The 12,983-nt window shown below is 57.0% G+C and carries 9 protein-coding genes; 3 read left to right on the top strand and 6 right to left on the bottom strand.

The annotated features are described in order from the left end of the window. Positions 1-69: 69 nt before the first annotated feature. The 6 genes from OHL21_RS08725 to OHL21_RS08700 form a co-directional block, all read right to left on the bottom strand. Complete coding sequence (locus OHL21_RS08725) at positions 70-228, bottom strand: hypothetical protein (protein ID WP_263416870.1); 159 nt, start codon at positions 226-228, stop codon at positions 70-72. Positions 229-257: 29 nt separating this feature from the next. Continuing rightward, positions 258-1,334: a glycoside hydrolase family 88/105 protein gene (locus OHL21_RS08720; RefSeq protein ID WP_263416869.1), complete on the bottom strand. Its 1,077-nt coding sequence runs from the start codon at positions 1,332-1,334 to the stop codon at positions 258-260. A gap of 155 nt (positions 1,335-1,489) precedes the next feature. Beyond that, a complete protein-coding gene (locus OHL21_RS08715) occupies positions 1,490-2,575 on the bottom strand; it encodes a hypothetical protein (RefSeq protein ID WP_263416868.1) in 1,086 nt (361 codons plus the stop codon). A gap of 147 nt (positions 2,576-2,722) precedes the next feature. Beyond that, positions 2,723-3,919, bottom strand: a complete 1,197-nt coding sequence (metK, locus tag OHL21_RS08710; protein ID WP_263416867.1) for a methionine adenosyltransferase — start codon at positions 3,917-3,919, stop codon at positions 2,723-2,725. Positions 3,920-4,106: 187 nt separating this feature from the next. Beyond that, positions 4,107-7,604, bottom strand: a complete 3,498-nt coding sequence (locus tag OHL21_RS08705) for a TonB-dependent receptor (protein WP_263416866.1) — start codon at positions 7,602-7,604, stop codon at positions 4,107-4,109. 206 nt (positions 7,605-7,810) lie between these two features. Continuing rightward, positions 7,811-8,236 (bottom strand): helix-turn-helix domain-containing protein, encoded by a 426-nt coding sequence (locus OHL21_RS08700; RefSeq protein ID WP_263416865.1) that lies wholly within the window; start codon positions 8,234-8,236, stop codon positions 7,811-7,813. A gap of 100 nt (positions 8,237-8,336) precedes the next feature. Between OHL21_RS08700 and OHL21_RS08695 the strand changes: the two genes are divergently transcribed. The 3 genes from OHL21_RS08695 (at position 8,337) to OHL21_RS08685 (ending at position 12,932) form a co-directional block, all read left to right on the top strand. Continuing rightward, positions 8,337-9,833: a hypothetical protein gene (locus tag OHL21_RS08695; RefSeq protein ID WP_263416864.1), complete on the top strand. Its 1,497-nt coding sequence runs from the start codon at positions 8,337-8,339 to the stop codon at positions 9,831-9,833. 248 nt (positions 9,834-10,081) lie between these two features. Continuing rightward, a complete protein-coding gene (locus OHL21_RS08690) occupies positions 10,082-11,185 on the top strand; it encodes an ABC transporter permease (protein WP_263416863.1) in 1,104 nt (367 codons plus the stop codon). Between the two features lie 172 nt (positions 11,186-11,357). After that, positions 11,358-12,932, top strand: coding sequence for an ArnT family glycosyltransferase (locus OHL21_RS08685; RefSeq protein WP_263416862.1), 1,575 nt, complete (start codon positions 11,358-11,360; stop codon positions 12,930-12,932). Positions 12,933-12,983: the final 51 nt, after the last annotated feature.

The raw sequence follows: 12,983 nt of genomic DNA, 5'->3' as shown, positions 1-12,983 counted from the left end.
CGACGTTCCTCAAGTATAGCTGACCCCGGCTTACCCTTTACCGCTCTACCTATCAGCTTTTAACACTCATTATTTGAAGAGACGGCACTCGAGCCGGCGACGCTCTTCAACCAGCAGCTGGCGCATGAACTGGTTGCCCTGCTTACTGATGGCTCCCAGCCTCCGCTGGCGGCGGCTGGGAGACTGTACGAGAACCGGTTCACATCTAGAAACGACCAGCCTCTTCATCGAAGGCTCCTGGTTTCAACTCTACTCATCTACCGCAGCAGTGCGTTGGTGCACCAGATGGCGGCTTCCTGGCCGTGGAAGTCGCCCGTGCGGCGGCGGCGAGCGTAGTAGTAGGCAAGATCATTCTTCTTGCCCGTGCCTTCGCACACCTGCGTAATGTCACTGTTCTGGTCGATATAACCAGCAACGGCGATCCATCCCTTACGAGCCGCAGGACCATACTCAGCCTCCGGCAGCCAGCCGTTCTTCACACCGGTGATAAAGGCGTAGGTAAACATTGCCGAGCTCGAACTCTCCGGCCAGGCATCGTCCTTGTCGATCAGCTCACGCCACATGCCATCCTTGCCCTGGTACTTCAGAAGGCCGGCCATCATCAGCCTGTAGCCCTTCAGGATGCGGGCGCGATCCGGGTGATTGTCAGGCAGGTCCCGCAGCATCTCGGCCATACCAACAGCAACCCAGCCATCACCACGTCCCCAGAAGTAGGGCACATCGGGCGCATGGTAAAAGAGACCGTTCGGCTGCTGCAGCTTATCGAGATAGCTCACCATCTCCTTTGCCGTGCGGTTCAGGTACTTCTTATCGCCCGAAGCGCGATACTCCTGAAGCTGCAGGATGGTGAGCATATACATGTCATCGATCCAGTAGCGGGTCTCGGCAGAAAGACCGTCCGGCTGGGGATTCTCCCACTGACGGTCAGCCCAGCTCTTGCCGTAGCTGGCATACTTCTCGTCCTTGGTCAGGATGCCGATCTCGATGGGCACGATGCCGAAGATTGAGTCATCCACGTGGCGACGTTGCGGAATACGGGACTCCTCGGCGCCGCCAGGCATCAGCGGCTCGAACTTCTTGACCAGCTTGTCACGGAGCTCCGTGTCGTTCGTGAGCTTCGAGAACTCCAGCGATCCGTACCATGCCCCGACCTCTGAGTAGTGGATCGTCGCCGTGTACTGGTGAGGGCTCACAACAAAATGGTCGGCCAGCTTCTTTCCCACAATCTTGGGGTCGGTATTTTCCGGCCAGTTCGTGAAGTACTTGTCACCGGGCTTCTGAGCCAACAGAGCCGTCGCAAAGAGAGGTAGGGCAGCCAGGATGCGGAGCTTCATAAGAAAAACGATTTCTCCTTCTAGAACGAGAGGATTGTACCGAATGGAGCCACCATTTGTTGAGCACTCGTTTTTCCGCCATTTCAGAGGAATCAGCCGAGTTAGCGCTAACAACGGCGCGACAAACTCTCCCCCATGCATCGCCATTCACTCGCTCACGAATGAGCAATCATAGTCTCAGCCGCCTGCGCAGGCCGGTCGGCTGCCGCATTCCCTCGTCTAACGATAAGCACGCTGTTGCTGAGAATCAGCGCCAGGCACACCGTCATGTAAGGAATCCATTCGTTATATAAACGGATCTCCAGCGGATCCCCGGTATAGAACATCACTGCGACCCAGAGCAGAAGCAGATACGCGCAGCGGCGCAGCCGTATATCCGAAACTCTGTCACGAAACAGGACCAGAGGGATCCAGAGAAAACCGAAGATGCTGGCAAAGAGAGGCCAGTGCGTTGGGTTGGAGACGATATGCAGATTGTTCCGCCAGGAGATCACTATGCCGGTACCGTGTCCTCCGGTCATTTGCTCGCACCACATCACCATCAGCTGCCATACCACCAACTGAGCGGCTGCCTCGACTAATACAAGAGGACGAATTTGCCGCCATGCCTGGCGCAAGGAAAACTCCTCCGGCAAGGAGCAGACAACAAACAGCAGCGGCAGGAACATCGTCGTCTCGCGATTCAGCGTTCCAACCAGAAAAGCCACGTAATAAAGCCATCGCTTACGGCTGATCAGGGCATACAATCCAGTCCCGAAAAATACCGGCGTGGTCAGATCATAAGGAAACTGTGCCCGGATATCGAAGGAGAGCAACTCATGGGTATCGAGCATATAGATGGAGGCCAGAGAGATCCATTGCCATGGGGTCTGGCGTCCCAGCAGGTGGCGGATCAGCGTCCAGGTCACCACAACCATCAGAATTGACGCCACGAAGCCGGTAAGAAACAGAACCTGCTGCTCCGGAGTAAAGGTGCGCTTGCCCAGATGAAACATCCGGGTACCATGCAGCTGCAGAAATGCCCGGTAGACCCACTCCATGAAGATGCGCCGGCGGTACGGGCTCTCAACGTGACCATAGGCGAAATCCTGCAGGGTAAACGCGGGCGCCAGAGTGATGGAAAATCCCTGTGCGAACTGGAAGCAGCCGGCAATACACAGCACCCAGAAGAGAAGCTTGCGCTTTCTGCCGGAGCCGCTATCGCCGGAAACCGTCGGCGGCTGAACCTCGGTCTTGGGCATACTTCAACCTACCATGCCGGTCAGAATGGCGTGATGAACGCGACACGATAGATATAGCCTTACGCGGAGCGTGAAAGCCTACCAAAAGCAAAGCGCCGCTCGCGCGGCGCTTTTACTTATTGCATCATTCCTTATTCCATCATTCCATTACTTGCTGGCGACCGCTTCCTGCTGTACGGCAGCCTTCAGAGCGGCAGCCTTGTCGGTCTTCTCCCAGGTGAACGCATCGCCGGTGCGGCCAAAGTGGCCGTAGGCGGCAGTCTGCTTGAAGATCGGGCGGCGAAGCTCGAGGGTCTCGATGATGCCCTTCGGCGTCAGCGAGAAGTTCGCACGGACAGCCTCAGTGATCTTCGCCTCGGAGACCTTGCCGGTGCCGAAGGTATCCACCAGAACCGAAACCGGCTCGGCGACGCCGATCGCATAAGCAAGCTGAACTTCGGCGCGGTCGGCCAGACCGGCAGCGACGATGTTCTTGGCGATATAACGGGCCATGTAAGCGGCTGAACGGTCGACCTTGGTTGCGTCCTTACCGGAGAAGGCGCCGCCGCCGTGACGGCCCATGCCGCCATAGGTGTCGACGATGATCTTGCGGCCGGTCAGGCCCGAGTCACCCATCGGTCCGCCGATAACGAAGCGGCCGGTCGGGTTGATGTGATACTTGGTGTCGGCATCCAGCAGCTCGGCGGGAATGACCGCCTGGATGACGTTCTTCAGAATGTCGGCATGAAGCTGCTCATTGGTCAGCGTCGAATTCGGATCACGATCCTTGAACTCAGCATGCTGGGTCGAGATAACCACCGCGTCTACACGGACGGGCTTATGGTTCTCGTCATACTCGACCGTAACCTGGCTCTTGCCGTCGGGACGCAGATACGGCATCAGGCCGTTCTTGCGGACCTCGGAGAGGCGGAACGAGAGCTTGTGCGCCAGCGAGATCGGGGTCGGCATAAAGTCCGGCGTCTCGTTGGTGGCATAGCCGAACATCATGCCCTGGTCGCCGGCCCCGCCGGTGTCCACACCCTGGGCGATGTCAGGCGACTGGCTGTTGATCGAGGAGATGACGGCGCAGGTCTGGCAGTCGAAGCCCTTCAGGGCATCGTCGTAGCCGATAGCCTTGACCGTGTTGCGGACGATGGTCTGGAAGTCGACATACGCCTTGGTCGTGATCTCGCCGGCAACCATCACCAGACCGGTGCAGGTGAGGGTCTCACAAGCGACACGGCTATAGGGATCCTGCGCAAGGCAGGCGTCCAGGATTGCATCCGATACCTGATCGGCAATCTTGTCAGGGTGTCCCTCGGTTACGGACTCACTGGTAAACAGAAAACGGTCGCGTGTCGCCAAAACTACTTCCTCCAATGCCGCGTTGCAGCTCGTGTGATGCACTGTTCATTTTACGCGGTTGTGCCCCATTTCGGGTCAGATTTGCAGCGAGTGGGGCTTTTGGGCCGCCGAACGGAGCCATTTCCCTGTAAAAAGAACGACGGCCGCCGAAGCAGCCGCCGTACTGACGTCTGATGAAGAGACGTCGCTAGTAGTTCAACTTCAATGCCACCTGCAAGATACGGGGATCGCGCGCTGAGGTAATGACACCGTAATTCGTACCAGCCGTGGTCTGCCCCGTGTTTGAGATTGTCCCTCCGATGGAAGCCCAGTTGGTGTGATTGAAGGTGTTATAACTTTCCGCGCGGAACTGCAGATCAATGCGATGGTCCGAGCCGCGGAAGCCGTCCGACAGCTTGAAGTTACGCATGAAACCAAGATCCCAGCGCTGGAATCCAGGTCCATTGATGGTGCCGCGGCGGGCATTGCCGGGACGCGCCTGACCTACCGGAACCGGAGCAAACGCAGCCGTATTGAACCACTTCTGTCGCGTCTTGAGGCCGGGACCAGAATTCGCGTCGGCAACCTGGTCAGGACGTCCGCCGGCCGAGCTGGCGCCAAGGAAGCCGAGACCACCTGGATCCAGATTGCTGGTCGAGGCCGTGAACGGCAGGCCTCCGTTCATCGCGACGATGCCGGTAAACTGCCATCCACCGAGCAGATGACCGGTAAATCCTTGCTGATCACGATAGAACGGCAATTCATAAACGAAGTCTGCGGTAAAGACATGGCGACGGTCGATCTGGCTGCGGCCGTATTCGCCGCGCGGATTCGTACGATCCTGAATTGCGGTCGAACGGTCCGTCTGGTTGTCGGTCAAGGCCTTTGACCAGGTGTAGTTGAAGTCGATCAGATTCGCACCCTTGAAGCGTTTCTGCAATTGCACTTGCAGACCACTGTAGTTTGAACCGAAATCCGTCTTCACCATATTGATGGCGTTGTAGCCCCTGTACGGGCGAATCCGGTTCAGCACCAGTTCTGAAGCCGACGAGGTGAACGTAGGCGCATTTGGAGCCAAATTAAGCGGGGCCTGCGTGTAAGCGCCCGGCGTTACCTCGTTGATGTCCACGATGCCCTGCAGATGAACGCCATGGTTACCGACATAATCCGCGGAGAGGACCATATTACTCGCCAACTCCTGCTGGATGCCGAACGACCACTGCTGCGTATACGGAACCCGGAAGTTCGGATCTGTAGCACGCAGAGCGCTTGGTGATGGCGTCGTGGTTGTCGTCGGCGAACTGGCGGCGGGGTTATTCAGACGAACATTCGTATACGAGAGCGAAGTCACATACGGTGGATTCGTGAAGCTGTTCTGCTCGTATGTGCCAAACAACGTCGCGTCATAAGCGATTCCATAGCCCGCGCGGATAACAGTCTTGCCCGATCCAGACGGCGACCAGGAAGCACCGATGCGCGGAGCGAAGTTCATCTTCTTGGAAGGGCTGACCGAAGCTCCGTACGGTGACTGATGGCCATTCGTACCGCCATTACCCAGAATGATTCCGTTCAGCCTGTCATAGCTGGGGTTGGGTGTCGTACCACCGGCGCAAGCCGCGCCCGTCACGCAGATCTGACCGTTCGTATCGAGAGCCGGAGCATTAGCCGCGACATATTGCGAAGGATCAAAATTTGACAGCAGGTGGTTCTGGTCAACTGGCTGGCCAAAGTAGCTATAACGCACACCCAGGTTTACCGTCAGATTAGGACGCAGTTTGTAGTTGTCCTGTACAAACCACTCGATCATATTTGCCTTCAACTTTGGGGTCAGCGCGATACTCGCCTGGCTGAAGCTGGCGGCGTAACCGGTAAGGAAGTTGGCAAACGACTGCTGATAGTTCTTGGTAGTCGTCGTGTTCGGGTTGAAAGCGTCTGTGAATCCGAAGACGCCGGCATTGCTGATCGTCGCGTTCTCCGTCTTCATGTAGTTGTGATACGTAACGCCTCCAATCAACGTTTGACGGCCCAAGTTCTTGGTCACTTGTCCAAAGACGTTGTGGTCCACGCTAAGAACGTTGTACTGCCCCGAGCTTGTACCGGCGACTGCGCCGGTCATGGTGAAGGTGGGGACAATTCCCAGAGTTGTCGCAAAAGGCAGGGTCGGTTGAATATCCGGGGAGGCCTTCTGCGAGATATATCCACTTGGCGTGCTCAGGATTGCGCCGTAGCTATAGTCATAACCACCTTCGACAACCAGAGTCGGAGTCGCCGTCCACGTGGCACGTCCAAGATAGTTATGTCCGGGGGAGTTCGTGTTGCTCTGGTTAAGTGTGTTTCCATTGCCCGGAAGGCTGGAGGCATTGGTAAACGCGCCACCCGGCTCGAGGGTCGGAATCTCGTCATAGATCATGCGGCCGGTTAGCAGAACTTTGCCGATCGTATGGTCAATACGAGCAATCTCCTGATTCTCGTTATAGAGCGCCCGCTGGTTGGAGATGATGTAGTTCGGCCCCAGTGCTGGCGCATTCGGCAGAAGCACCTTGCTGCCATCTGGATTGAACATGTCCTTTACATATGCAAGGGCAGTCGCATCCATGTTGCTGGTAGGAACCACCGTACCAGTGCTACCGCAGTTGGCGCTCGACGCACTGACGATATTGACGCGGGTACAGACTGTACTGGAACCGAAGTTGCCCTGACGCTCAGCAGCGGTTGGAACACCATTCTGCGTCAGCGGCGAGTAATTGATGACGCGGCGATATTCGCCGGAGAAGAAGAAGAAGGTGTGATCTCGCCAGATCGGACCGCCGACCGTACCTCCGAAGTCGTTGTAACGAAGCGGAGCGCGGACTGTACCGTTGAGCTTGGAAAAGTAGTTGTTCGCATTGAAGACATCGTTGCGGAAGAACTCGTACAGCGTGCCATGAAACTTATTCGACCCGCCGCGGGTAACAACGTTGACCTGACCGCCAACGCTGCCGCCGAACTCCGCCGTATAGGTGTTGCGTAGCGTTTTGAACTCGGCGATAGCGTCGACACTGGGATAGCTAAGCAGCGTCAGGTTCGATCCACGATCAACGTTCGTGGTGCCGTCAATCGTCCAATTATTCGTGGAAGAGCGGTTCCCGCTGACAGAGAAGGCCACCGTCGCCGTCGTTCCGCTCGGCAGCGAGTTACCGATATAGAGTTGATCGCTGGTGCCGCCGTAAACTACGCCCGGTTGAAGTGCCAGGAGTTGCTCGTAGTTGCGGTTATTCAGAATCAGTTCCTTCATCTGCACCCCGTTGATCAGAGATGCCACAGTTGCATTCTCGAAGTTAAGCTGAACCTGATCGGCAGAAATCTCCACGGTGGTTGCCGTCGATCCTGGCTTGAGAGCACCGTTCACGGTCAACGCATCGTTGACGTGGAGCACGAGTTTGTTGACGACCTGCCTGGAGAAGCCTGGGCCCTCGATCACTACCGTATAGGTACCCAATGGCAGAGAGGTTGCGGAATAAGTACCGGAGTTCCCGGTAGTGATGGTGCGGATGATCTGATTGGTGTCGGTATTGGTAAGAGTGACCGTCGCACCCGGAATCACTGCTCCGGTTGGATCGGTCACCGTACCGCTGATGCTGCCTGTCACGGACTGCGCCAAGGCGGGCATACCGGTCAGCAGCAGTACAGCCGCGACGGTACACAAATACTGCAAAATGCGCTTCATAGTGGAACTGCCTCCTCGAAATGGCGAACAAAAGAGGAATCGCCAAACAAAAACAACTAAGTTGGGAATAGGGGTGCTGACGCGCCATTCAGAGGTTTTGGCTGCGCCGCGAGGATGGTCCTTCTGTTGCAAGCAGTTGAATATGCCGTAACAGGATTGTCAACGAAGATTTTGTGCGGCTGATGGGGAAACGATCACTTCGCTGATCAAAGACGGCGATTAAGCAGATACCATGCCAGCGCCGCCAGGAACAGGAACAGGAGCCCCATCAGCCCAACGCCGGCCCACCGTAGTCGAATTGCGGGATCAGCGGCCTGATCGGGGTTCGCCATATTTTCGGTAAATGCGAGCCAGTCGGCGTCATCGTGCTTTAGAGAGCCACTACTGCGATAGCTCTCCATAAAGCGGTCATGCCATTCCTGCTCATCGAGGCCGACCACGCGAGCATAGCTGCGCACCATGCCGCGGTTGAACACTCCGCCAGGCAGGTCTTTGAAACGATCCTCTTCCAGGGATTCCAGATGGCGGACAGCAATTTTTGTCCTCTCGGAGATCATTTCCAGCGAGATTCCACGTTCCGCACGTGCACGCCGCAGTTGCTCTCCGAATCCAGCCATGGATCCGTTCACCATGGTCTCCCCGTCACCCGAATATTATTTTCTTGAGCATAGAGACAGAATCCTACCGAGTCAAAAGAGGAAGCCCCGCTCTATCGACTAGACTAGCAGTAGCGTGCGAATCCCCTTCCCAACCAAGGTTCCCCTGTGGGGCGCAATCCTGTTCGCCATCGTGCTCTGCCTCCTCGAAGTACTTCAGGGTACATCGACCTTTTTCGCGCTGGGCGTATTTGCATACGTTATGGTCGCGACCCTGGCCTTCAATGCAGCAGGCGGTCTGTCGACGCCAAGCGGCGGCTACATCTTCTTCCATGTCGTCCTGACAGCGTTGCTTGGTTTTGTGATGAAGGCCATCTTGTGGGAAGCGGCTGACAGCAGGCTGCGTGTGCCTGAAACCACCATCCTGGCCAACGTCGGCTTCGTCTTCGTCCTGCTGGTTGCTGTGTATGTGAAGCGGCCGTTGACCAAAAAACCTGCCATTCTCAGCGGCCTCATTACACCCGCCAGCGCCCGGCAGGCGACCATCGGTTGCATCATCATCGCCGTCGGCATTGATATCTTCTCAGCGATCTCCGGCCTTGAAAATGGCTCCTTTGCCAGTGCGCTGCATCGTCTGAACAGCTTCCTACCTCTTGCCATCCTGATCAGTACGTACGACACAGTCAAGCGCAGCGGAGGACGCAAGAATGTGAGCTTAATTGCAGTCTTCGCCGGCGCTTACACCTTTGTGTCCGTCGGCATTCTGATGTACTCCAAAGAAGGAATGCTGGCGGGCCTTGTCGCCTGGCTGATCGCTGTGGCCGCCAGCGGCGGCAGGCTCTCTATCCGGCAGATCGCTTTCCTCCTCATCGCGGGCGCAGGAATCGTGTACTACCTGGTGCCATATGCGCAGGGAGGCCGTAATGACAGATTTACCCCAGGCAGCGCTGTCGATAAAGCAATCAACAACCTCTCCCGTATCGACGAATTTCGAGCCGAACTCTCTTCAGAAGCAGGCGACACGAAGAGCAAGGAAAACGAACCGCTGTTTTACGACGCACCAGTGGGAGCATTTCTCGAGCGCCTCCAGATGATCAGCTGGGATGACGCCATGCTCGAAACGGTCATTAACGACGGCAAACTCGGCTACACCCCGCTTTGGACGTACTTGTACAACGCAGTGCCTCACTTTTTATGGCCCGATAAGCCCTTGACAACCTGGGGGAATTTTTACGCCCATCGCATCGGAGTACTTGCCGACGATGACGTCACGACAGGCGTCTCGTTTTCGCCAGTTACAGAGGCATTTGGGATGGACGGCTGGAACAGCCTCTTCTTCGTCTGTCCTTTCATCTACATCATCGTGTTTGCGGTCATCGATTCGGTGGGAGGCGACGTTCGCGAGACCCCCTGGGGCCTCTTATATACGTTGGTTTCTGCGCATGGCGCCAATGAAGGCCTGCTTGATACGCCTACTTCGATGGTCACGTTCATGACGCCTGTGCTGATCGGGCTCGCCTATTTCACCGTATATGTACTTCCACTCATCGGCGGCCTGCTGCTCCCGCGCAGTCGCACAGCGATCATGCAAGGCCGCAGGCAGCCAGGATTCGTTCGTGAAACGCAAAGCTAGAGCATTTTCCCTGTAGATGTAAGCTAGGGCTGCCGCATTTATGGGCGTTTTCCCCAATGAAAACGCTGCTGTACTCCCCTTCCGGGATACCCAGTAACAGGGAAAATGCGATTAAAGCATTTTCCCTGTAGATGTAAGCTAGGGCTGCCGCATTTATGGGCGTTTTCCCCAATGAAAACGCCGCTGTACTCCCCTTCCGGGATACTTCGTAACAGGGAAAACGCTCTAAGGCGATACACTGCAAAAGCATGAATAAGCTGGTTATTGGAAACCTCGTCCACAGGCCGCTACGCTCGCTGATCAGCGTCTTCGCCGTGGCCATTGAAGTCATCATGATCCTGTCCATCGCGGCAATCATGTTCGGCATGCTGAATGGACAGAAGGTAAGGACCAGCGGCATTGGCGCTGACATGGTGACGCATCCCGGTACGGCATCCAATCTGATCGGCGTGAGCGGCGCCGCGGCTTCCATCAAGGTTGCGGATGTCCTGCGTGCACTCCCGCATGTCACGGTGGCTGCACCGGTCAATATCAAGCTCTCCTCCGGGGCGACGCTGGAAAATATCTACGGCATCGATTTTAAGAGCTATGACGCTCTCCGCCCGTTCACCTTTATCGCGGGAGGCCCCTTCCAGGGTCCGGATGACGCCGTCATTGACGACTACGAAGCTGCCCGTGGAAAGGGGAGGAAGGTGGGTGACCCCATCGAGATCCTCAACCACACCTTTCATATCAGCGGCATCGTCGAGCATGGCAAGGGTGGCCGCAAGTTTATCCCGCTTGACACCATGGGACAGCTGATCGGTACCGAGGGCAAGGCCAGCTATTTCTATCTCAAACTCGACGACATCAAAAACAGCGACGCCGTTCGCGCTGAGATCAAGGCGACTCCGGGCATGGAACAATATGACGTTCAGACCATGGAAGAGCTGCTCTCCAGCCTGGCGCCCGATAAGTACCCGGGCTTCAACGTGGGCCTTCGCACCGTCATTGGCATCGCGATCATCATTGGCTTCCTCGTGATCTTTCAGTCCATGTACACCGCGGTCATGGAACGCACCCGCGAAATCGGCATCCTGAAGTCGCTCGGCGCCTCCAGAGCAACCATCGTCGGCATCGTCCTCCGCGAAAGCAGTCTGCTCGCGATCTGCGGCATCGCTTTGGGCATTGCTGCGACGTTCGGCATCCGGGCAGGTCTGCATGCGAAGTTCCCCACCATGGACTTCGAGCTGACCGGACATTGGATCGTCATTGCAACTCTTCTGGCACTCGCTGGAGCTCTCTTCGGCGCGCTCTATCCGGCGCTGAAAGCTGCGGCAAAAGATCCCATCGAAGCACTCGCATACGAATAGGGACTCGTCGCTTCTCACCCGCGTAAGCTTCCAGCGTTGCTATCTCCCTTCCGGGATACCCGGCAACAGGGAAATTTTCTAAGACGACATTTCACGGCAAAAGCTGCTGCCTGCACCGCACTTCTGGAGACGGCTATATGGACTGCCAGGATGATCCGTTAAAATCCCATACGTGAACGGAAATTACCGTGTTCTTCGTGGAACCCTGCTGGCTGTCGCGGCAATGTTCTTCGCGTTGCACGCCGTACACCCGACTGCTGACTTCCCCAACCACTCCCCTTGGATGGACTGGGCCAAGTACACGGACGAAGGCTGGTACGGCGATGCCGCTATCCGCTACTTCCTGCGCGGGAACTGGTACGTCTCAGGCGACTTCAATCCTGCCGTCGCACTCCCCGTCTGGCCCCTTCTGGAAGCCATCGTCTTCTCCATCTTCGGCGTCAGCCTGGCCACGGCACGCGGCCTGGCGATTGGAGTCTTCGGCAGCATCCTTATCGTGACCTATCTGCTGCTTCGCCGTATGCGCCAGGGCTCGCTGGTGCCTGCGATAGCGGTCTTGCTTCTGACGGTAAGTCCGTTCATCTACGCATTCAGCCGGCTCGCCATCCTGGAACCGCTGCTCATCCTGCTTACCCTGCTCGGTCTGTACGCAGGATCTTTCCTGCAGCCGGCAGCAACGGGACGCGCGCGATGGCTGCCGGTGCTGGCTCTTGGCATCATTCTGCCCCTCATGGTGCTGACCAAGACGACGGCAGTCTTTCTGCTCCCTGCTATCTTCTGGATGGTCTTTGCGCAGTCTGAATACAACTGGCGAGTGGCGCTGCGGTTTGCCCTGCCGGCAGGCGTAATTGCCGCCGCGATCTGGGGCGGATACTTCCTGCTCTTCGTCCGGCCACATTACCTGGCCGACTACCGCTACCTGTTCAGCGCAAACCAATACACCAGCTTCGATAAAGAGCCTTTGTGGAAGGTGATCGCCAATACCTTCCGCGACGGCATGTGGATGGGACGGGCCTCCTACTTCCTGGTTGCCGTCGCGCTTGCGGCCGTGGTCGTAACCCATCGGAAGGTCTGGCGCAACCCGCTATATGTCTCGCTTTTGTTATGGGTAGGCGGCTACTTCTTTTTCCTGGCGTATCACAACAATCTTCAGCCCAGGTATTACCTGGTCGTGGCGGTTCCGCTAACAATCCTGTTGGCCATCTCTCTGACACTGCTCTCTGAGGACCGTGCGATGGTACGTGGCGCTGCTGCTGCGGCACTGGCGATCGTCGCCGTGCTGCATGCGGCAAAGACGATCCACTATGTGCGCACGCCGGAGTACACCTACCTGAATGCGGCGCGCCGCATCCGATCCTTGATTGACGCAGACCCGCGAGGAAACCATCTGGTCCTCTCCATCTCCGGATCGAACCTTGCCTTGATGACCGGGTTGCCGGCCATCTGCGACGACTTCGGCACTATGGCGCTCGACCAGCGTGTCGCCGCCTATAAACCTGGATGGTTCATCACCTGGAACCTGGTGGAGGATGACAAGATGGACGCCCTGTCGCCGCTATATAAGCTAACGCGGGTGGCCGAATACCCAGCCCTCGACGACCCGGAGCGCAACCTGCTCATCGTCTATCGTCTTGACCCCAAGCCGTCGACGCCCGCACCCGCAAAAAAGAGGACTCGGAGGCGGCCACAGTTTATGGCCACCTCGCTTCGCGATGGCGAGGCAAAGGTCTCGCTGGACGACGAGTAGAGCATTTCCCTGTTGCTAGGGCGTATCGACAAATTCAGTTGATCTGACACA

This window comes from Terriglobus albidus (assembly GCF_025685425.1).
GTDB lineage: Bacteria > Acidobacteriota > Terriglobia > Terriglobales > Acidobacteriaceae > Terriglobus > Terriglobus albidus.
Note: the sequence above shows the minus strand (reverse complement) of the source record. Positions and strands in the feature narration are given on the sequence as shown.

Coding starts and splice junctions, on each gene's coding strand:
- OHL21_RS08725 (WP_263416870.1), bottom strand. CDS start 228: ATGAAGAGGCTGGTCGTTTCTAGATGTGAACCGGTTCTCGTACAGTCT.
- OHL21_RS08720 (WP_263416869.1), bottom strand. CDS start 1,334: ATGAAGCTCCGCATCCTGGCTGCCCTACCTCTCTTTGCGACGGCTCTG.
- OHL21_RS08715 (WP_263416868.1), bottom strand. CDS start 2,575: ATGCCCAAGACCGAGGTTCAGCCGCCGACGGTTTCCGGCGATAGCGGC.
- OHL21_RS08705 (WP_263416866.1), bottom strand. CDS start 7,604: ATGAAGCGCATTTTGCAGTATTTGTGTACCGTCGCGGCTGTACTGCTG.
- OHL21_RS08700 (WP_263416865.1), bottom strand. CDS start 8,236: ATGGTGAACGGATCCATGGCTGGATTCGGAGAGCAACTGCGGCGTGCA.
- OHL21_RS08690 (WP_263416863.1), top strand. CDS start 10,082: ATGAATAAGCTGGTTATTGGAAACCTCGTCCACAGGCCGCTACGCTCG.